The sequence below is a fragment of the Bifidobacterium miconis genome, assembly GCF_019331735.1.
Lineage (GTDB): Bacteria > Actinomycetota > Actinomycetes > Actinomycetales > Bifidobacteriaceae > Bifidobacterium > Bifidobacterium miconis.
Window position 1 is genome coordinate 1 of record NZ_JAHBBH010000044.1, and the last position, 22255, is coordinate 22255.

15 protein-coding genes are annotated in these 22255 nt (G+C 64.5%); 12 read left to right on the plus strand and 3 right to left on the minus strand.

The genetic code is table 11. The annotated features are described in order from the left end of the window. Positions 1 to 246 precede the first annotated feature (246 nt). The 4 genes from metE to KIH79_RS11110 all read left to right on the plus strand — a co-directional run bounded on the left by metE (position 247) and on the right by KIH79_RS11110 (position 7453). Entirely contained in the window at positions 247 to 2550 is a 2304-nt protein-coding gene (gene metE / locus KIH79_RS11095) for a 5-methyltetrahydropteroyltriglutamate--homocysteine S-methyltransferase (protein WP_219059429.1), read from the plus strand. Positions 2551 to 2699: 149 nt separating this feature from the next. Next, a complete protein-coding gene (gene metF / locus KIH79_RS11100; protein WP_219059430.1) occupies positions 2700 to 3545 on the plus strand; it encodes a methylenetetrahydrofolate reductase [NAD(P)H] in 846 nt (281 codons plus the stop codon). A 267-nt stretch (positions 3546 to 3812) separates the two neighbouring features. Then, positions 3813 to 5420 carry a type 2 periplasmic-binding domain-containing protein gene (locus KIH79_RS11105; protein WP_219059431.1) on the plus strand — a complete coding sequence of 536 codons (1608 nt, stop codon included), beginning with the start codon at positions 3813 to 3815 and terminating at the stop codon, positions 5418 to 5420. Positions 5421 to 5569: 149 nt separating this feature from the next. Next, on the plus strand, positions 5570 to 7453 hold the full coding sequence (locus tag KIH79_RS11110; RefSeq protein WP_219059432.1) for a family 43 glycosylhydrolase: 1884 nt from the start codon (positions 5570 to 5572) through the stop codon (positions 7451 to 7453). 17 nt (positions 7454 to 7470) lie between these two features. On the opposite strand, the gene KIH79_RS11115 is transcribed toward KIH79_RS11110, so the two are convergent. Beyond that, on the minus strand, positions 7471 to 8553 hold the full coding sequence (locus KIH79_RS11115; protein WP_219059433.1) for a LacI family DNA-binding transcriptional regulator: 1083 nt from the start codon (positions 8551 to 8553) through the stop codon (positions 7471 to 7473). A 75-nt stretch (positions 8554 to 8628) separates the two neighbouring features. Between KIH79_RS11115 and KIH79_RS11120 the strand changes: the two genes are divergently transcribed. The 8 genes from KIH79_RS11120 to KIH79_RS11155 all read left to right on the plus strand — a co-directional run bounded on the left by KIH79_RS11120 (position 8629) and on the right by KIH79_RS11155 (position 20259). Then, a complete protein-coding gene (locus KIH79_RS11120; RefSeq protein WP_219059434.1) occupies positions 8629 to 11748 on the plus strand; it encodes a bifunctional [glutamine synthetase] adenylyltransferase/[glutamine synthetase]-adenylyl-L-tyrosine phosphorylase in 3120 nt (1039 codons plus the stop codon). 179 nt (positions 11749 to 11927) lie between these two features. Then, entirely contained in the window at positions 11928 to 13355 is a 1428-nt protein-coding gene (locus tag KIH79_RS11125) for a UTP--glucose-1-phosphate uridylyltransferase (RefSeq protein WP_219059435.1), read from the plus strand. Positions 13356 to 13503: 148 nt separating this feature from the next. After that, positions 13504 to 15435: a helix-turn-helix transcriptional regulator gene (locus tag KIH79_RS11130; protein WP_219059436.1), complete on the plus strand. Its 1932-nt coding sequence runs from the start codon at positions 13504 to 13506 to the stop codon at positions 15433 to 15435. Positions 15436 to 15528: 93 nt separating this feature from the next. Then, positions 15529 to 15840, plus strand: a complete 312-nt coding sequence (locus KIH79_RS11135) for a hypothetical protein (protein WP_219059437.1) — start codon at positions 15529 to 15531, stop codon at positions 15838 to 15840. Between the two features lie 72 nt (positions 15841 to 15912). Continuing rightward, on the plus strand, positions 15913 to 18507 hold the full coding sequence (locus KIH79_RS11140; RefSeq protein ID WP_219059438.1) for a DEAD/DEAH box helicase: 2595 nt from the start codon (positions 15913 to 15915) through the stop codon (positions 18505 to 18507). A 125-nt stretch (positions 18508 to 18632) separates the two neighbouring features. Then, on the plus strand, positions 18633 to 18980 hold the full coding sequence (locus KIH79_RS11145) for an RNA polymerase-binding protein RbpA (RefSeq protein WP_033493697.1): 348 nt from the start codon (positions 18633 to 18635) through the stop codon (positions 18978 to 18980). 125 nt (positions 18981 to 19105) lie between these two features. Further along, a complete protein-coding gene (locus tag KIH79_RS11150; protein ID WP_219059439.1) occupies positions 19106 to 19819 on the plus strand; it encodes an HAD hydrolase-like protein in 714 nt (237 codons plus the stop codon). 185 nt (positions 19820 to 20004) lie between these two features. Next, positions 20005 to 20259, plus strand: coding sequence for a hypothetical protein (locus tag KIH79_RS11155; RefSeq protein WP_219059440.1), 255 nt, complete (start codon positions 20005 to 20007; stop codon positions 20257 to 20259). A 153-nt stretch (positions 20260 to 20412) separates the two neighbouring features. Here the strand turns inward: KIH79_RS11155 and KIH79_RS11160 are convergent, their stop codons facing one another. Further along, positions 20413 to 21546, minus strand: a complete 1134-nt coding sequence (locus KIH79_RS11160) for a hypothetical protein (RefSeq protein WP_219059441.1) — start codon at positions 21544 to 21546, stop codon at positions 20413 to 20415. 267 nt (positions 21547 to 21813) lie between these two features. Then, positions 21814 to 22185 (minus strand): C4-dicarboxylate ABC transporter, encoded by a 372-nt coding sequence (locus tag KIH79_RS11165; protein WP_219059442.1) that lies wholly within the window; start codon positions 22183 to 22185, stop codon positions 21814 to 21816. Positions 22186 to 22255 lie beyond the last annotated feature (70 nt).

Consider the following 22255-nt stretch of genomic DNA (forward strand, 5'->3'; position numbering starts at 1 on the left):
TCATGCACCTTATTGTCGCATCATTGCCTCGCCGCGGCGCCCGTCACCCGCCGAACGGCATGGCGAACGGTGATGCCGAGACCATCTCGGGACGATGCGGGAACGGGCCGTGACAATGTGCGGACATATGCTGACCAAAAGGCCATAAAGCGGACTTATAACGACACCCAAGTTGTCCTGATGCCTTATGACAGGCCGATCTGTGATAGGTTTGCCGGGTTGCATTCGTAAGATTCGGGAGGAACCATGTCCGCACTGACTTCCGTTTCCGGTTTTCCGCGCATCGGCCAGAACCGCGAACTGAAGAAGATCATCGAAGCCTATTGGAAGGGCGCCGCCTCGCTCGACGACGTGCGCGCCACTGCTAAGGAGCTACGAGCCAAGCACTGGAAGCTGCAGGCCGCCGCCGGCGTCGACCTGATCCCCAGCAACGACTTCAGCTACTACGACCAGATGCTCGACACGGCGATCCTGCTCAACGTGATCCCGCAGCGCTACCAGCGTCTCGCCTTCGACAACCCGGAGGAGACGCTGTTCGCGATGGCCCGCGGCTATCAGGGCGACAAGGGCGACGTGACCGCCCTGCCGATGAAGAAGTGGTTCACCACCAACTACCACTACCTCGTGCCGGAGATCGAGCCGTCCACCGAGATCAAGCTCAACGGCACCAAGCCGTTCGACGAGTTCAACGAGGCCAAGGCGCTCGGCATCGACACCAAGCCGGTGCTCATCGGCCCGTACACGTTCCTCAAGCTCGCTCGCAACGATCAGGCCGAGGAGATCGAATACGACAAGGGCCTCGTCAACGCGGTCGCCACCGTGTACGCCGAGGTGCTCGCCAAGTTCGCCGAGCTGGGCGCCGAGTGGGTGCAGATCGACGAGCCGTACCTCGTGCTCGACAAGGAGCCGGGCGACGTCGAACTGTTCAAGAGCCTGTACGCGAAGATCCTGCCCGCACGCGACGGCAAGGTCAAGGTGCTGCTCAACACGTACTTCGGCCACATCGCCGACGTGTACGAAACCGTCAACCTGCTCGGCTTCGACGGCATCGGCCTCGACCTGAACGAAGGCAAGGACGAGAATCTCGCCGCAGTCCAGCAGTACGGCGTCAACTCCGCGACGACGATCTTCGCCGGCGTGGTCAACGGCCGCAACATCTGGCGCAACAACTACGCCGTGAGCCTCGGCCTGATCGACGCGCTCAAGCAGGTCACGCCGAACGTGGCCGTGTCCACCGCGTCCTCCCTGCTGCACGTGCCGTTCAGCACCGAAGGCGAGACCGCGCTCGACCCGGCCGTGCTCAAGCACTTCGCGTTCGCCGTCGAGAAGGTCGGCGAGCTGGTCGAGATCGCCAAGCTGGCTGACGCGAGCGATGACGAGAAGAAGGCGTCCGCCGAGCTCGCCGCGAACCAGGCGCTGTTCGACGGCACGCGCGTCGCCGCCGATCCGGCCGTCGCCGACCGTCTGTCCAAGCTCACCGACGCCGACTTCGTGCGTCAGCCGGCCCGCGCCGAACGTCAGAAGGAGCAGCGCGTGGCGCTCGGCCTGCCGCTGCTGCCGACCACCACGATCGGCTCCTTCCCGCAGACCAAGGAGATCCGCGCCGAACGCGCGCGCTTCCGCAAGGGCGAGATCACCAAGGAAGCGTACGACACGTTCATCAAGGAGCAGATCGACGCCTGCATCAAGCATCAGGAGGAGATCGGCCTCGACGTGCTCGTCCACGGCGAGTTCGAACGCAACGACATGGTCGAGTACTTCGGCCAGAACCTCAACGGCTTCCTGTTCACCAAGAACGCGTGGGTGCAGTCCTACGGCACCCGCTGCGTCAAGCCACCGATCGTGTGGGGCGACGTCTCGCGCGCCAAGCCGATCACCGTCGAATGGTCCGCGTACGCGCAGAGCCGCACGAACCACGTCATGAAGGGCATGCTCACCGGCCCGGTCACCATCCTCAACTGGTCCTGGCCGCGAGAGGACATCACCCACGAGCAGCAGACCCAGCAGCTCGCCCTCGCCATCCGCGACGAAGTGCTCGACCTCGAGGCCGCCGGCATCAAGGTCATCCAGATCGACGAGGCCGCGCTGCGCGAGAAGCTGCCGCTCAGGAAGACCGACTGGCACAAGAAGTACCTCGACTGGGCCATCCCGGCGTTCCGCCTCGTGCACTCCGGCGTCAAGCCGACCACGCAGATCCACACGCACATGTGCTATTCGGAGTTCAACGACATCATCCGCGACATCGACGCGATGGATGCCGATGTGATCTCCTTCGAGGCGTCCCGTGGCGATCTCGTGGTGCTCGATGCGATCCACGACGCGAACTTCGAGACCGAGGCCGGCCCCGGTGTCTACGACATCCACTCGCCGCGCATCCCGTCCGAAGCGGAGATCGAGGAGCGCATCCACGAGATCCTCAAGAAGATGGACGTCGAGAAGGTGTGGATCAACCCCGACTGCGGTCTGAAGACCCGCGGCAACGCCGAGACATGGCCGAGCCTCGAGCATCTGGTCGCCGCGGCCAAGGCCGTGCGAGCCCAGTTGGCGTGAGCGTGGCAGTCGGCGTAAACCGCCCGCAGTAATCGCATGACGTGATTCCGGCTCCTTCGGTGCCCACCGGGGGAGCCGGAATCATATGCAACCGTCACAGGACAACTCGACCGCCGCAACGCGCGACGGGCGCGCAAGGAGCAGAACCCATGCACAATCCGATCTTTTCCCTTGAAGTGTTTCCGCCGAAGCGCGACGCTCCGGTCGGCACGATCTACGACGCGCTCGACGGACTCGAAGGCATCAAGCCGGACTTCATTTCGGTGACGTACGGACACGGCACGCACGCCGACCGCACCGCCACCGCACGCATCGCCAACACGATTCGCAAGGAATACCAGATTCCGGCCGTCGCCCACCTGACCGCCCTGTATTCCGACAAGGAGCGCATCGACGATGCGCTGAATCTCTTCGAGGAGGCCAAGGTCAGCGGCGTGCTCGCCCTGCGCGGCGATCATCTCGACGGGTTGGAGCCGGTCGGCGTGTTCGACCACGCCAGCGATCTGATTGCCTACATCCACGAACGCAAGCCGTATCTGAAGATCTTCGCGGCCTGCTATCCGGAGGGCCACATCGAATCCAAGTCGCTCGACGAGGACATCGAGCATCTGAAGACCAAGGTCGACGCGGGCGCCACGCATCTGATCTCCCAACTGTTCTACGACAATGAGAACTTCTACGAGTTCGTCGACAAGGCGCGCGCGGCCGGCATCCACGCGCCGATCGAGGCCGGCATCATGCCGATCACCTCCGCCAAGTCGGTGTACGCGATGGCGGCCAAGAATCGCACGAAGATCCCCAAGTACGTGGTCTCCCTGCTCGACAAGTGGGGCGACGACCTGCCGTCGCTGCGCGCGGCCGGCGTCAACTACGCCTCGCAGCAGATCACCGATCTGCTGGCCAACGACGTGAACGGCATCCATCTGTACACCATGAACCGCCCGGCCAACGCCCGGCGCATCTGGCACAACGTGGAGTCGCTGTTCGGCCGCTGACGGGATGCATTCCCGGCGTGGTGCGATACGGTCGCATCGCGCCCTACCGAGCCGAAACACCAAGGACATGGAACATCAGGCCGCATTCGTGACGTCATCACCCGTCGCGAGTGCGGCTTCGTCGTATGCGGACACCATTTCGGCGTGTCGCGATTTGCACTTTACTACAACGCTGAAGTATAGTAATGGCAGCGCTTGGAACAGTGAAGTTCATTCCAGGCGACACTCAGGCAACGAAGCTGAAGCTCGAGGAAAGGACGCAGAACGATGATTCGTCGCAACGCAGCAGGAGCCGGACGCAGGTCCGGAAAACGCATCACCGCAATTACCGCCGGCACGCTGGCGATGGCCATGGCGCTGGCCGGATGTGGCGCCGGAAACTCCGGCGAAAAGGACGTCAACGGCAAACCGGTGGTGAAGGTGCAGGTGATTATCGGCTCGGCCACCAAGCAGATGAAGACCATGAACTGGTGGAAGAAGCTCGAGGCCGCATGCGACTGCACGATCAAGTGGCAGACCACGCTCGACTCCCAGTGGAGCCAGCAGAAGAGCGCCATCCTCGCCTCCGGCGACATCGCCGACCTGAGCATCGGCGCCTATTCGGCCGACGACTTCGCCAAGAACCAGATCTTCGAGGACCTGTCCGACGATCTGGACAAGATGCCCAACGCCAAAAAGTACCTTGAGACCGACGACTTCGCGCGCAAGTACGCCACCAATCTGGAAGGAAAGCTGCTGCAGATCCCGTCGGATGTGTCCGCGCGCAACACCAACCTCGTGGGCGGCCAGACCATGATGATCAACAAGACCTGGCTCGACAAGCTCGGCCTCAATGTGCCGACCACGTGGGACGAATTCACCAATGTGCTCAAGGCGTTCAAGACGCAGGATCCGAACGGCAACGGCAAGGCCGACGAGATCCCGTTCGACATCCGCGCGCTCGGCACCGGCGGCTTCGGCTGGTGGGGTCCGTATCTGCTCATGAATTCGACCGGCGTCGAATACTCCGTCACCACCAGCGGCGGCACGGGCATTTACGTCAAGGACGGCAAGGTCGGCAACTACATCGTCTCCGACCAGTTCCGCCAGGTCACCGAGTACCTGCACCAGCTCATGGCCGACGGTCTGGTGCCGTCCGACGCGATCACCAAGACCGACGACAAGTACTATGCCGAGCTCAAGGGAGATGGCAAGGCGCCCACCGTCGGCGTGGCCTTCGGCTGGAACACGCTGGATTCGTTCGGCACGGACTTCAACGACCAGTACGTGACCATGGCGGCCCCGGTCGCGCCGGGCGCCGACAAGGCGACGTGGACCACCGGCCAGCCGGACGTGTACGCGGGCGCCGCGGTCAAGGCCGATAGCCCCTACAAGGAGCAGGTGTACAAGATCATCGACAAGTGGCTGGAACCGGACATGGTGGTCCAGTCGTACTACGGCGATCTCGACACGTACGTGACCAAGAACGGTGATCTGGACTACACGATCAAGCCGGAAGGCCAGGCCGATCCGACCGTGCAGGTATCCCTGTACAACCACGGCCTCGCCTATCTGCCGGAGGGCATCAAGATCGAGGGCGTGGACGACGTGGACCGCTCCAACCGCGACTGGATGGTCTACAAGGACCAGCAGGCGGCGTTGGACAGCGACGACTATCTGCCCAACTACGTCCTGCCCAGCGACGAGGACATGACCACCATCTCCAACAACAACACGCAGATCTTCGACTACGCCACGCCGATCATCGCCTCGTGGATCTCCAAGGGAGGTCTCGACGACGCGTCGTGGAAGAGCTACGTCGAGGGCGTGAAGAACCTCGGCGTCGACCAGAACGTCGAACTGTGGCAGAAGTGGTACGACAAGTACGCGAAGTGACGTTGCCGGCGAGTTCCGGTAGGTCACGCCGTAACGGTTGACGCAGCCGCCAGTCCGAGCGAAGACCGGCCGCCCCTCGGGACGACCGGTCTTCGCATGAGCCAATCGTCGCGGAAATCGTCCGAACGACAAGGAGAAAGAGGATCATCATGACTACGACCGGCGACATCGCCGTCTACGCCAAATCCGGTGACGGCACGTACACGAATCCCGCGTTCGCCGGGGCGGGCGAGCTGTGCGATCTCGAATGCGCCATGCACCTCGCCGTCCGACGCGGCGACGGTCCGTTCGTGCCCATGCGCAACGATACGGCCGTATTGTTTGCGGCTGCGGACGAGCCGACCGACGAACGTCCGCGCGGAGTTACGAAAACGCTGATTGACCCGTGGCTGGTCGCCCGTCCCGACGGAGGATGGACGGTGATGGCCGTGCGCCGGAACCAACACGGCGCCGACGACCGGCATGCCGGCGACGCAATGCTGTTCCGCTCCGCCAATCTGGTCGACTATGAGCCGGACGGATATCTGCACCTGTCCGACACGCCGATCCGCAACCCGCGATGCGTATGGAACCGGCGTTCCGGGCGATATCTGATCGAATGGCGTGACGGGCGCGGCGTACGACAGACCGAATCGGCTGACCTGCGTTCGATCGGCGACGTGTGGACGATCAGCGACTTCACGCTGCAGCCGATTCCGGACGATGCGATGGGCATCGACGGCGCGATCGCCGGCAATGCGATCGCCGTCGACGAACACGTGCTGGATACCGTGGAGGGCAGGTTGGGCGTCATCCGCAACACCGCCGTCGACCAACCGACGGTACGGCTGCGCGCCTTGCACCCGGGCGCGCACGGCGTCGACGCGGACGCAACCGGCACGCCGTCATTGGTCGTGCCGCACACCGTCGTCTGCCGCTATTCGGACGGGTCGACGCACGCCAAGCAGGTCACGTGGGACGCCGGCGACCTCGCCCGCATCGACATGACTGTGCCGGGATCGTATGAGGTGCGCGGACGCATCATCATGCGCGAACGCCCGTTCCCGTTCATACCGGACCATCTCGGCGACCCGTGCATCTGCCGGTTCCGCGGACGCTACTATCTGACCGGCTCCCAGCTCGACGGCATCGTCGTCCGCTGCGCGGACACCATCGACGGACTGGCCGCCGCCGCGCCGCAACGGGTCGTCACCGTGTCCGCCGAGGGCAAGGACAACGTGTGGGCGCAGGAAATGCACGTCATCGATGGCACCGCATACGTGTTCACCACGCTCGGGCCGGACGGCTGGAGCAGCGTGCAGGCCGTCGTCTTCCGATGCGACGGTGACCCGATGGACCCGGATGCGTGGGGGCCCGCACGCCACGTGGTGCGACCGGACGGTTCGCTGCTGGCGCACGGCGGCATCTCGCTTGACATGACCTATTTCGAGGTTGGGGGAGTCAGCTATGTGATGTGGTCCGGCCGGCGGTTCCGCGACCGCACGACCGGCGCGGACGGCGTGTATCCGGCCAACGTGTACATCGCCACCGTCGACCGGTCCGAACCGTGGCGGCTGACCGGCGAACCGGTGTGCGTGATGCGGCCGTTGTACGGCTGGGACCGTTGCGAGACGGAAGTGGACGAAGGCCCGTACCTGTTGCGGCACGGCGACGACCTGTTCGTTACCGTGTCCGGTTCGAGCACCGGACTGGCCGACCTGTACTGTGTGGGCCTGCTGCACGCCAAGACCGACAGCGATCTGCTCGACCCGGCGTCATGGCACGAGCTCGGATACCCGATCCTCACCAAGGAAAGCGTGCCGGGGGAGTACGGTCCGGGGCACAACAGCTTCGTCACCGACCCCGATACGGGGGACGACCTGCTCGTCTATCATGCCGTGCCGCATGACGAGCGCAACGTGGCGCAGGGGCGCCACACGGGCATCCGTCGCGTCCACTGGGCCGCCAGCGGATACCCGTATCTCGAAATGACGCCGGAACGCGACTGCGATCCGCGGCTGCGCGACGTGACGCTCACCGTCATCGTCGAATAGTGCCGAATGGCGTGGCGTCAGCCGCGCTTGCGCGTCGTGCCGCGTTCGATCAGATCCGCATCCAGCATGTACGTGCGCGGCTCGGAATCATCGCCGTCGATGCGCGCGAGCAGACGGTCGATCGCCTTGGACACGTACCGGTCGACGTGCTGGTCGATCGTGCTCAGCGGCGGCACGACGTACTGACTGCCGGGCAGATTGTCGAAACCGATGATCTCCACATCGCCGGGAATGGACAGTCCGGCCTGCGACACGGCCGAAATCACGCCGTACGCGACCGCGTCGTTGGCGGACAGTATCGCGCTCGGCACCGCGATGCCCAAGTCCCGGCAGCGTTCGAGCAGACGGCGTGCGGCTCGCTCGCCCGGAGGCGTGCTGATCGTCGAGCACGGCATCACGTACCGCCAGTCGACCGTGCGTCCGCGCGCATGCAGCGCCTGGATATAGCCTTTGAGATGCAGGATGGCGGACTCGTCGGTCGCATCCAGCACCGCCTGCTCGCGTTCCCGTTCGTCGGCGATGTCGAACAGCGGCTTCGGCGCGCCGATGAACGCGACGATGTCGTTGCCGCCGTCGATCAGCCACTCCGTGCCGAGACGCGAACCCTGCGTGTTCGGCGTCGACATGAGATCGAGCAGTCCGTGAACGGAACGGTTGCCCGACACGACGATCGGAAAGCCCTGATGGAACAGGGACGCCGTGGGCGGCAGCGGCTGGTCGTTGAAGATGATCCAGCCATCGGCGCCCAGTTGCGGCGCCTTGCGCACGAACGTGTCCAAGCCGTTGTCGAGGTGCTCGTAGACGCTCACGATGAGCTCCAGACCATGCTCCTGCGCGGCCACCGCCGCCTCGTCCGTCAGATAGCCGAAAAACGGCTGGGCGAAGCCCGGAACGGCCAGGCCGATCACTCCGGTGCGGCCCAGTTTGAGCGAGCGCGCCGAATGGTTCGTCCGATAGCCGAGCTCATTGATGGCCTTGAGCACGCGCTCCCGCGTCTGCGCGGTCATCTGGTCGTCGCGGTGGTTGACCACATTGGAGACGGTCTTGAACGAGACGCCGGCCAGCGCGGCCACGTCCTTGAGAGTCACGTTACGCTTCATACCAACCACCCATAGACTGCAAATCGGGAACACTTAGCCATGCCATGCTACCCCAACGTAGTAGATTAAGAGTTTATGGACGAAACGCGAGAATTCAACGTCGGGGCACGGGAGCTCATCCACGCCGGGCTGCAGGATCTGGAATCCGCACGGGCCCAATTCAACCGGCTCGCCGCCGACGGCGTGGACGACGTGCGACTGCGCATGCTGCTGGGGGCGCTCGACAAGGCGTGCGACCCGGATGCGGCGCTCGGCAATCTGGTCGACATCGTGAACGCCCTGCAGAGCCAGGGCCGCCCGCTCGCCGAGATCCTGCCGGACGAGCAGGCGTTCGGGCGCCTCGTGGCGGTGCTCGGCGTGTCCGACGCGATGGGCAAGTTCATGCGCTTCCGCATGGACCTTGTCGAGGCGGCGGCCAGCGATGCCTGCAACTCGCACCTGTTCAACCACGACCAGCGGCGCGCGCACGTGCTGGAGGCCGTCGGCGCGGACCCGAACGAGCAGGACGCGCCGGAGGCGTCGCTGCCGCTCGCCGACGCGACCACGGCGCTGCGTCGCACGTACCGCAAGCAGCTCGCGGCGATCATCGCGCAGGACACCACCGCGGCCGATCCGATCGCATTGCAGCCGCGCATCAGCGAGGAGCTGTCCGACCTTGCCGACGCCGCGCTTGAAGGCGCGCTGGCCATCGCACGACATGAGATCGACGGCAGCGAACACGTGCGTTTCACCATCATCGGCATGGGCAAGCTCGGCGCACGAGAACTGAACTACGTGTCCGACGTCGACCTGATCTACGTGGTCGAACCGGCCGACCACGAGATCGACCGGCAGACGCTCACGCGCATCGGCACCAAAATGGGCACGATGCTCCAACGCGTCTGCCAGTCCGTCATCATGGGCGTGGCCGAGCCGACCCTGTGGCAGATCGACGGCGGACTGCGCCCCGAAGGCAAGGACGGCCCGCTGGTGCGCACGCTCGAATCGCATCGCGGCTACTACGAGCAATGGGCCGAGAACTGGGAGTTTCAGGCGCTGCTCAAGGCCCGACCGGTCGCCGGCGACAAGCAGCTCGGCCAGGCGTACATGGACATGACCCGGCCGTTCGTGTGGACCGCCTCCAAGCGCGACAACTTCGTCTACGACTGCCAGAAGATGCGCAAGCGGGTCGAGGATCTCATCGCGGCCCCGCTCAAGGACCGCGAGATCAAACTCGGCAAGGGCGGCCTGCGCGACGTCGAATTCACCGTGCAGATGCTCCAGCTCGTGCACGGCCGTTCCGACGAATCGCTGCGCACCGCGTCCACGCTCGAATCGCTGCAACGACTGTCCGACGGCGGCTACGTGTCGCGCAAACAGGCCATCAAGCTCTCCTGGGACTACCGCTTCGAACGCGTGATGGAGCATCGCCAGCAAATGTGGTCGCTCAAGCGCACCCACCTGTTCCCCGACCTCGGTCCGGGCAGCGTGGGCGGACTCGACCGCAAGCGCAACGTGAGCGACGAGGCGCTCAACCAGAACCCGGAACTGCGCCGGCTCGCCCGCGCGTTCGGTATGCACCCAGAAGAGCTCGTCGACAAGTACGACGAGACGCGCCGCGAGGTGCGCCGGCTGCACATGGACATCTACTACCGTCCGATGCTGCCCATCGCCGCGTCCGCCGACGGCGACGGCGTCGAACTGAGCGAGCAGGCCGCGCAGGAGCGTTTCGCGTCCATCGGCTTCGACGACCCGCAGGCCGCCATCCGGCACGTCAGCGCACTCACCTCCGGCGTGTCGCGCGCCGCGAAGATCAACCGCATCATGCTGCCCGCCGTGCTGCAGTGGCTCGGGCAGGGGCAGAATCCGGACATGGGCTTGCTCAACTGGCGCAAGCTCGAGGAGAACTTCGGCTCGGGCAGCGAATACCTCGGGTTCCTGCGCGACTCGACGTCCGCGGCCCAGCGTCTGTGCCACATCCTGTCGAACTCGCGCTTCCTCGGCGACGCGCTCAACAAATCCGTCGTCTCCGTCACCTGGCTGGGCGACGACGAACGGCTCAAGGCGCGCACGCGCGAGAGCCTCGACGTGCAATGTGCCTCGTCGCTGTCCCGCAATGCGGCGAGCATCAACGACTTCGCGACGTCCATGCGCGCCATGCGGCGCCATGAGATCGAGCGCATCGGATTGGCATGGATGAGCGGCGTGATGAACGACGCCGACTCGCTCAAGGGCATGACCGACGTGTACGACGCGATCATCGACGCGTCCCTGACCTGGTCCATGAGGCATCAGTGCGCCGAGGAGGGACTTGCCGCTCCGCCCATCGACATGGCCGTGATTGCGATGGGCCGCTATGGCGGGCGCGAGGTCAATTTCAGCTCGGACGCCGACGTCATCCTCATCTACCGGCCCGTCGCCGACTCACCGTCCGCGGCCGCGGCCGACGAGCAGACCGCCAACCTGTTCGCGCGCAAGGTCTGCGACTCGCTGCGCCAGATCCTGCAGGGCCCCACCACGCTCGAGCCGAAGATCGAGCTCGATCTCGACCTGCGCCCGGAGGGCAAGAACGGGCCGCTGGTGCGTTCCTACGATTCTTGCCGCGAATACTATGCGTCGTGGGCCAGCACATGGGAGCATCAGGCGCTGCTGCGCGCGCGCCATGCCGCCGGCGACAAAACCCTCGCCGAGGACTTCCTGCACGAGATCGCCGACCCGCTGCGCTATCCGGTCAACGAGCTGAGCGAAACCGAACTGGGCGAGATCCGCAAGCTCAAGGCGCGCATGGAGGCCGAACGACTGCCTCGGGGCGTGCGCCGCGAACGGCATCTCAAACTCGGCAAGGGCGGCCTGTCCGACGTGGAATGGACGGTGCAGCTGCTGCAGCTGCGGCACGCCGGCGGGCACGCCGCCCTGCGGCTGAACTCCACGATGGACGCGCTCGACGAACTGGAACGCATGAAGTGCATCGGCACGGCCGATGCGATCGTGCTGCGCAAGGCGTGGCGCATGTGCACCGCGGCCCGCAACGGCAACTACCTGTGGAACGGGCGCGTCTCGCAGGCCGACATCCTGCCCGACGACATCTACTCGCTCGGCGGCATCGCCGTGTACCTCGGCTATGACGCGCATCGCGGGCAGCATTTCGAAAACGACCTGCTGTCGGCCATGCGCAAGGCTCGCGACGTGACCGAACGGCTGTTCTACGGACGCTGAGCCCGGCGGACGCCGGCACCGCGCCGAGTTCATCGACTGTTCACGCCGATTATTCGCGGCACGCGCCGACAACGGGGGCATGCGAACGCGAAAGTCGGCTAGACTGGTCTTCTGTCCCGTCGACCGGAGGCGGGACAGACCCGAGAAGACACGACAACGCATAGGGAAAGTTGGTTGCAATGAGTGACGTGTTCGAACTGTCCGCGAACAAGATGCACGACGCCGGCATGAGCGACGTCGCCATTGCGCAGTTTCGGCATCTGTACGACGTCTGGCGCAACGAGGAGGCCAGCAGCTGGATCCGCGAGTCGTCCGTCGAACCGCTCACCGACGTGCCGAGCTTCCACGACGTGTACAAGACCATCGACCATGACGAGGCTGTCGGCGCGTTCGCCAAAACCGCGTTCCTCAAGCTCAACGGCGGGCTCGGCACGTCGATGGGGCTCGAATGCGCCAAGTCGCTGCTGCCCGTGCGCCGGCACAAGGCCAAGCAGATGCGCTTCATCGATATCATCCTCGGCCAGGTCGTCACCGCGCGCACGCGTCTCGGCGTGCGTCTGCCGCTGACGCTCATGAACTCCTTCCGCACGTCGGAGGACACCATGAAGGTGCTCCGGCGCAACCGCAAGTTCCATCAGACCGACGTGCCGATGGAGATCGTCCAGCATCAGGAGCCGAAGATCGTCGCCGCCACAGGGGAGCCGGTCTCGTTCCCCGCAAACCCGGAGCTGGAATGGTGCCCGCCGGGCCACGGCGACCTGTATTCCACGATCTGGGAGTCCGGCCTGCTCGACACGCTGGAGAGCCAGGGGTTCAAGTACCTGTTCATCTCGAACTCCGACAATCTCGGAGCGCGGCCGTCTCGCACGCTCGCCCAGCATTTCGAGAACACCGGCGCCCCGTTCATGATCGAGGTCGCCACGCGCACGTACGCCGACCGCAAGGGCGGCCACATCGTGCGCGACAAGGCCACGGGCCGTCTCATGCTGCGCGAGATGAGCCAGGTGCACCCGGACGACAAGGCGGACGCGCAGAACATCGACAAGCATCCGTATTTCAACACGAACAGCATCTGGCTGCGCATCGACGCACTCAAGGCCAAGCTGGCCGAATACGGCGGCGTGCTGCCGTTGCCGGTGATCCGCAACCACAAGACCGTGGATCCGACCGACCCGTCGTCGACGCCGGTGATCCAGCTGGAGACCGCGATGGGCGCCGCGGTCTCGCTGTTCGAGGGCGCGATCTGCGTGCAAGTCGACCGCATGCGCTTCCTGCCGGTCAAGACCACCGACGACCTGTTCATCATGCGTTCCGACCGGTTCCATCTGACGGATTCGTACGAGATGGAGGACGGCAACTACATTTTCCCGAACGTGCAGCTCGACCCGCGCTACTACAAGAACATCAACGACTTCGACGAACGGTTCCCGTATTCGGTGCCGTCGCTGGCCGCCGCGAATTCGGTGACCATCAACGGCGACTGGACGTTCGGCCGCGATGTGATCATGTTCTCGGATGCCGTACTCGAAGACAAGGGCGAACCCAGCTACGTGCCGAATGGCGAATACGTCGGACTGCAGGGCATCGAGCCGGACGATTGGGTCTGACGGACGGTTCGCGCCGGGCGGAACGGGGAAAAAAGAACGGCGTTTTTTCTCGAAATGAACACGTCGGCTATAAATAGCCTCTAATATAGAACGTGGCGTCCCAATACGGGGCACATATAAACGAAACAATAACGATACGTGAGGACTAATGGCAGAGGGTACCAACGGAAGGCGGCGTTTTTCCGACAAATGGGGCAAGCACGAACTCGACGTGCTGGCCGTATTGTCATCCGCGTTCCCGCAATGGCTCACCTCCCGGCAGATCGCTCAGCGCGTGAAGGCGTACGCCGACTCGTACGGGGAGCTCGCCGATCAGGCGGCCAAGGCGGCGTTCGCCAAGCAGTTCCAGCGAGACCGCGCCAAGCTCGCTGCCATGGGCATCGCCATCGAGTCGCGCCAGCCCGAATACTCGTCGAAGTCCGAAGGACAAGACTTCGCCTCGTACCGCCTCCAGCTCGGGGACGAGCCGCGCATCCGCCTGCATTTCGCGCAGGAGGACCTGCCCGTGCTCGCCGCGGCGAATTATCTCGCACGGTCGATCTCCATGTCCTCGTCCTCCAACCAGCAGCAGCCGGCGCAGCACGCTTCGCGCACCACGCCGCGCGTGCCGCAGACCCCCATTCCCGGCCTTGGGCTCGACTCCATCGCGCCCGGACTGGGCACGCAGACCATTCCCGAAACGCTGGTCAAGGTCATCGACTCGCGTCGGTTCGCCGCCACCGTGGACGTGGACGGCGAGCACATCAACGTCGCCTACGCCGATTCCGACGATCTGGCGATGTTCGTGCTCGAGCATCCCGGCGCGTACGTCGTCAGCCCGCAGGAGGCCGTCGACGCCTTCAACCGCCGTCTCCACGCCGCCGTGAACCTTGCGCTGGCCGACGAGTCGTCGGGCGAGAACGGCGCCACCGTGGTCACGTCCGCGATCAGCAGCCATCACGACCACGACGACGAGGACGATCCCGAACTGTCCAAGGCACATCAGAAGAAGGGCGCCTCGTTCCAGACCGGCAGCGAGGTCGACCGCCGTCTGCGCCTCATGCTGTTCCTGTCCGCGCATCTCGGCGAGGAGTATTCGCTCGCCGAACTGGCCGAGCGCTTCATCGGCAAGGCCAAGAGCGAGGACGAGCTCAAGAAGTACGTGAACGTGATCCACAAGGACATCAACACGCTCACCACCGTGTCCGACGATGGGGAAATGGCCGGCAGCCAATTCTTCGACATCGACTGGTCCCTGCTGGACGCCGAAGGCATCGTTTCCGCCACCAATTCGTTGGGGCTGGAGCGTCTCGCCGGCATTTCGCCGCAGTATCTGAGCCTGCTGACCGCTTCGGTGAGCTATCTGGCCCATTCGCCGCTGCTGCCGCAAGGGCAGCGCGATCAGGCCCGTTCGCTGTACGAACGGCTGCACGCACATGTGGTGCCCGGAGAGACGCCGTGGCTGAGCCTGACCGGCTACGAGCTGGAGCCGCGTAGCTTCTCCGCGGTCAAACGCGCCATCTCCACCGATTCCCTGCTGGACATGGAATACACGGATGGCGCCGGGCGCACCCGCCGCCGTCTGGTCGCCCCCGCGAAGATCTTCGTGGACGAGGGCGTGTACTATGCGGCCGTGTGGACCGACGTCGCCGATGCGGCGCCGAAGGACAAGCAGCATCTCGTGCAGAAGGATACACGGATCAACCGGGCCACCGGCAAGCCGCGCATCTGGCAGGTGCTGCGACTGGCCCGCATCGAGCACGCCGAGCTGGTCAAGCCCGAGCATCCGGTCGACATTCCGGACGTGCCGGTGAACGAGCTGCGCAAGTGGAGCTTCGACAACGGCACCGCGGCGGTGTTCATCACCGACGAGCAGGATCTCGCCTTCACCAAGACATTGTCGGGAGCCACCGTCGAACCGTACGGCGACGGGCAGAAAGTGCATTTGACCGTCTCGTCGGATTCGTGGTTCGTGGCGTTCTGCATCGCGCACGCACGCCACATCACCGCCGTCGCCCCGGAAACGCTGCGCACGATGGTCGTCGCGCGCGCCCAGCGCGAGCTGAGCATCGGACAGCACGAGGACGCCGACCGAAACTGACCGTTCGCCGTGCATCGTGCGATGTGTCCGATGCACGCGGCATGTGCGGGTCGTGTCCGGCAGCACCGGGCCGCATACGAGAAAGGGGACGCCATGCCTTGGTGGATATGGCTGTTGCTGGCGTTGTTCATGCTGTCCATGATCGTGGCCGGCATCATCTACGCGGCCGTGCACGGCATACGCGGCCTGAAAACCGCAGGGGACGTGGGATCCCGCATAGGTGACCGCTTCGCGGCGATGCAGGACATCCCATCGCAGGATCAGGGTCCACAGCCCCCGGTGTTCACCGAACCGCTTCGGGACGTCGCCGACCGGTATGCCCAGGCGCAAGCTCAGGTCGTCGCGCGCCGGCAGGCCACGCGCGAACGCCACGTCCGCACATGGGCCCGGTGGAAACGTTCGTAAATCGTTCGCAAATCGTCGTCGCACGCCGCGGTCGCGGGTGCGACGCAGTCACGCAAAGGAAACGATCTGATCATGCCACGTCATCGCGCATCGGCTTCGAACGCCAACGCCGCTCCGTCGCCGTCGCAGCGGTACGCGGCGTTCCGCAAGTCCCGCGAGCACGCGAAATCGGCGGCCGCGCGGTTTGCCGCCGCACTGCCGTTCGACATCGACGACTTCCAAAGAAAGGCGAACGACGCGCTTGAGGCGGGGCACAACGTGCTCGTCGCCGCGCCCACCGGCGCGGGCAAGACCGTCGTGGCGGACTTCGCCATCTATCTCGCGCAGGAACGCAACGTCAAGGCGTTCTACACCACGCCCATCAAGGCGCTGAGCAACCAGAAATACCATGATCTGGTCGCCGTGTACGGTCCCGACAAGGTCGGCCTGCTCACCGGCGACACCTCCATCAACTCCGAGGCCGACATCGTCGTCATGACCACGGAAGTGCTGCGCAACATGCTCTACGAGCATTCGACCACGCTCACCGCGCTCAGCTACGTGATCCTCGACGAAGTGCACTATCTGGCCGACCGGTTCCGCGGACCGGTGTGGGAGGAGGTCATCATCCACCTGCCCCAGTCGGTGCGCATCATCGGCCTGTCCGCGACCGTGTCGAACGTCGAGGACTTCTCCCAGTGGATCACCTCCGTGCGCGGAGAGACCACGCTGGTCGTCTCGGAACGCCGCCCCGTGCCGCTCGAACAGCACGTGCTCGTGCAGGCGGACGACCACACCGAACCCGAGCTCATCGACCTGTACCGTCATGATGACCAGGGCCGGCAGACCACCAAGCTCAACGCCGAACTCGTCAACCGGCTCGACCAGCTCGACCGGCGCGCGGCGAGGCGCCGCGGCGAGGACCGGCCGTCGAAGCGCGGCGGCAAGGGCGGTCACGGCCGGTTCGGCCGCTCGGGCGGCCCGGAACGCGACGGCAGGCCGGAACGGCATACGCCGAAACGCTGGGCCGTCGTCGACGAACTCAACTATCTCGACATGCTGCCCGGCATCTACTTCATCTTCTCCCGCAACGGCTGCGACCAGGCCGTCGAGCAGTGCATCAACGCCGGGCTGGAACTGACCAGCGAGGACGAGGTGCGCCGCATCCGCCGCATCGTCGACGAGATGGTCAACGGGCAGCTGACGGCCACCGACCTCAAGGCGCTCGGGTTCGCCAAATTCCGCTTCGCGCTCGAAGAGGGCTTCGCCTCGCATCACGCCGGCATGATCGCCCTGTTCCGCCAGATCGTCGAACGGCTGTTCGAGGAAGGTCTGGTCAAGGTGGTGTTCGCCACCGAAACGCTGGCCTTGGGCATCAACATGCCGGCCCGATGCGTGGTCGTCGAAAAGCTCGAGAAATTCAACGGCACCGGCCACGTGCAGCTCACGCCGGGGGAGTTCACCCAGCTGACCGGCCGCGCCGGCCGCCGAGGCATCGACACGATCGGCCATGCGGTCGTCGTCGACCATCACGGATTCGTGCCGGCGACCGCCGCGGCGCTGTCCAGCAAGCGCGTCTATCCGCTGCATTCGAGCTTCCGGCCCACGTTCAACATGGCCGTCAACCTGCTCAACGCCAGCGACTACGCGACCGCGCGCGTCACGCTCGACCATTCGTTCGCGCAATGGGAGGCGAACGAGTCCGCCTGGCAGCTCGAATCGCAGATCGGCACGCTCGAGCAGGCCATCGCCGGCTACGAGGAGGCGTTCGCCTGCGACCACGGCGATTTCAGGGAGCTTATGGGCATACGCATGAGACTCGCCGATTTGGAGAAAAACGAGCGTCGCAAGCTCAAGCAGACTCGGTTCCGCACCGATCAGGAACGCTCCCGCGCGTTCACGGATCTCGACCAGCGCATCGCCGAACTGCGCAAGGCTGACCAGAACCACCCGTGCCGGCGGTGCCCGGACCTGCAGCAGCATCTCAAGTGGGGGCATCGCTGGATGCGCGAAACGCGGGAGCTGGAACGCGTGCGGGAACGCTACGATTCGCGCACCGGTTCGGTGGCACGGCAATTCGACCGGATCTGCGAGATTCTCGAGCGCTTCGGCTATCTCGAACGCCGGGACGACGCGAACGGCCAGTTCGGATACCGCCTGACCAAGCACGGGCAGCTGCTGCGCAGACTGTACAGCGAGCAGGATCTGGTGCTCGCGCAGGCGATCTGCGCGGGAACGCTGGACATGCTGCCGGCCCCATGCCTGGCTTCGGTGCTGTCGTCGCTGGTGTACGAGGCCCGCCGCGGCAGCGGGGGAGAGCCCCGCCGCTATCCGGGCGGCATGCAGGGACCCGTCGCATGGGCCGCACAGGAATTGCGCGGCATTCAGGCGGCCATACGCATGCAGTGCGAGGACGACGGGCTCGAAGCACCGCCGCAGCTCGACTTCGGCATCGTCGACGTCATGTACGACTGGGCGGACGGACGGGATCTCGCCGACGTGCTGCGCGGCACGGAACTGACCGGCGGCGACTTCGTGCGCAACGCGAAGCGTCTGGCCGACGTGCTGCAGCAGATCGCGACCGCCGCGCCGATGCTCGGCGACAAGGGCGAGGCGTTGGCGCGCACGGCGCACGAGGCGGCCGATCTGGTCAACCGCGGGGTCGTCGCGTATTCCGGCGTCGACTGACGGACGTCCCGGCGCCCACAAGCCCGTCGCAGAGTCCGTGCGGGCGCCGGCGGGGACGGTGCGGGAATAGAACGCACGTCCGAACTGTTCGATAACGTAGCAAGATACGAATCCAAGGAGGAACAATGGCGGAACGCAGCCTGAGAGGCATGAGCATCGGCGCGAAGTCGCTGGAGTCCGACGAGAACGTGGACTTCGCGGCACGATCGGACGTGGCATACGTCTGTCCGAAGGGTCACCGCACGATCCTGCCGTTCGCGGAGGGCGCGGAGATCCCGGACGAATGGGAGTGCCGTTGCGGGGCGGTGGCGCACCGCGAAGGCGAGAACGATCAGGAGGCCGACGAGATCGCCAAGCCGACCCGCACCCACTGGGACATGCTGCTCGAGCGCCGCAGCGAGGAGGAACTCAAGGCCCTGCTCGACAAGCGTCTGCAGATGCACCGCGACGGCTGGATTCCCGACTACGAGTGACGGTCTTCGCACGACGCAAGTTGAACAACACATGAACGTATGCCCGGTCGAATCGATCGGGCATACTTGTATCGTTTTCCAGTTCGTCACTCACGTTTTTACGTTGGCAACACAGGGGAGAGGACATGACCCAGCATCCCATGCGCGTCGTACTGCTCGATCTCGACGGCACGCTCACCCAATCGCATTTCGGCATCATCGCCTCCGTCGTCAAGGCGTTCGAGGAGCTCGGCATGCCGGTTCCCGACGACGCCGAACTCCACCGGTTCATCGGTCCGGCCATTCAGGAATCCATGACCCGCAACGGCGTTCCCGCGGATCGGCTCGACGAGGCCGTGTCCGTCTACCGCAAGTACTACACGGACGAGAACGTGTTCGACGATCCGAACAATCCCGGCCACCTTGTGCCGGGCCGATTCTACAACCGTCTCTACGACGGCATCCCCGAACAGCTCGCTGCGCTGCGCAAGGCCGGCTACTACCTTGCCATCGCCACCTGCAAGCCCGAATATCAGGCCGTGCCGATCTGCGATCATTTCCATCTGACCGGTATGGTCGACGGCGTGTACGGCGCAAGCCGCGACAGTTCGCGTCTCGACAAGGATCAGGTGATCCGTTATGCGTTCGACCGCATCGGATTCGACGCGAATGCGGGGGACCGGGCACTGATGGTCGGCGATCGTTGGACCGACGCCGACGGCGCGGCGGCCTGCGGACTCGACTGCCTCGGCTGCGGTTGGGGATACGCGGAGGACGGCGAGCTCAAGAAGCACGGTGCGTACCGGATCATCGATCGGGTCGATGAACTGTCCGGTGCGGTCGAGGAGTATTTCGCGTAGGCGTCACGCCGCTCGCATCGTTCGTTGTCGCTGCTTCCCGGCACACGTACAGGCGAAGCGGAACGCGTGCCGTGTGTGCTCATGCTGTGCGTATTGTTCCGCTCTGGGTTGCGGATCCCGGGACTTCATGTAAGAATGATTGCTCTTTGCCCGAGTACATCGACTTGGATACGACAGGAGCGACGATGATCAGCTTCATCGAAGACAACGACAACCCGTTCGACCATACCGAGCGTCTGATCGGCATGCCCGCCGGCGTCGAAGCGCGCATCGTGCGCATTGCGCCCGGCCTGCCGTTCATCGCCACCGTCATCATGCCCGTCGACCGCGTGCCGGAGGACGCGAACGGCGAACGGGTCGGCGCCAACATCGTCATGCACCACGCATCGCCGGATCTGGCGGACGCGCAGGATTGGGCCATCGCATGGGCGAGCCGATGAGCAGCCGGGACTAGTCGGACGAGCGACCGGGGGAGACGGCGGTCAGTCATTCGCTAAACGACGCGATCATCCCAGCGGACGGTCGCGTCGTTGACGTTGATCGTTCATGACCGTCGATCCCCGTGCAATGCGCGCAGTTGCTCATGCAGCCGCTCACTTGGCCGGTTTGACGCCGTCCCGGATGATCCGGCGCAACGCGGTCTCCAGTTCCCGGGCCTTCGCCTTGGCCGCCGCCTCATTCAACGGCCTGCTTTCATCCCAGTATTCGATATACGGGGCGATCCGTTTGCGATACGCATGCCAATTCTGCACGTCGAGCTGATTGAAATCACCGTCGTATTCGGCGCGCCAACGAATCCATGCGCCCGGGTATACGGGAATCAGGCTGTCGGTTCTGGTTTCCCGAATGCCGATCACCCATTCGAGGGCCTTGTCGGGATCATCGGTGATCTGATGATGTCTGTCGGCGAGGCCGGGCATCAATACGTCGCTCGCGTACGAACGGGTCACGCGGCCGTCGTCGACGTCGAACGTCGCATTCACCATGGGAGTGAAATCGCCGGCGTCGAAGGCATGGTTCATGTCGTCGAACGTCCAGCCATCGTCCACATGGGGGAGAGCCCAATCATCCGGCTGCTCCATCCGCTCGTCGTACCGGTGCACCACCGGTTGCGCGATATCGTCGCCGCCTTCGCCGAACCATTCGACGCGGAAATCCAGATGGTTGAACTCCAGCGTGTTCAGCCATGCTTCGATCGTCGTCCGATCGAGCCGATCGCCGACCTTGAGTTCCTTCCAATCTCCGGCACTCATGGCCGTCTGTTCGCCGATCCGCTCGATGCTCGCGTCCAAGTCGGCGTCCGACAGGTCGGACAGCTCCGGCAGCGTCGCGCCCGGAGCGACGGGCTGGCCGGCGGGACGGTCGTCGTTCAGATCGAGCGAACCGAAGCCGGCGATGTGTTCGAGTGCGCAATGGCGGATCTCATCCGGCGATCCGGCGTCGTGCATGCCCGGGCATTCCTTGAGATGGTCAAGGATGAGTCCCAGCCGCAGCACGTAATGCCGCAGGCAATACTTGGTCGAATGATCGTCTTTGCAATCCTCGTAGTCGCAATAGTCGAGGATGTAATGATCGGCGAGCTCGTCGCACCATCCGTCTTCCCACATGCACGACGTCGGACCGTCGCCGCCGTAAAAATTCGGCAGATCGGGTTCGGCCGGCTGCATATCCGGAATGTTCGCCTCGGCTTCGGCAATGCTCACGGCAGTGTTCGTTTCGACCGACATGATCGGCAATCCCTTCCGGAAACCCGGTGCGGTTTCCATCGACAATTCTATGCACTGAAGGTAACCGGACAATCTCGGAAGAGACCGCCGTACCGGCGTGGGAACGGCAGCGGGCACGGACCGGATCGCACGTGCAGTGCATGCAATGGAGTCCGCACGCCGGGTACTCATACACCCGTATATATAAAGACCCGATAATGTACGTTATGTCAGAAAAAGAAGGGGCGCGTCTCTACGCCGCTCTCCACGAACGCATACGCATGCATTTTATCTTCCCATGCTCCCGCGCAGCACGCGATCCCGCTGCGTGCGTTCGGCGCGTTTGGCCTGCGCAAACATCAGCGCCCATTCCAGCACGACCATCGCCATGCCGATCACGGCCCCGGCGATCATGTGCCGCTCATACCAGGCGCGCATGCCGGCGGCGACATCATGCTGCATGAGCACGAACACCATGAACGGCACCGCGCACAGCACGACGGACGCGACCTGCGCGTAGACGACGTTCCAGCTGACGGGCTCGACTTCGGGGCAAGGATCGCCGGACAGCAAACGCCCGCGCGACACGGTGATCACGCAGACTCCCCCGGACCATATCAGGGACAGCACCCACAGCATCGCGGGCAACAGGTCGATCATGATTCTGGTTGCTCCCTTCCGTCGGTCACGCCTCGATGATTCAGGCGTCCATGCTCCGTTCGGCTCGCTG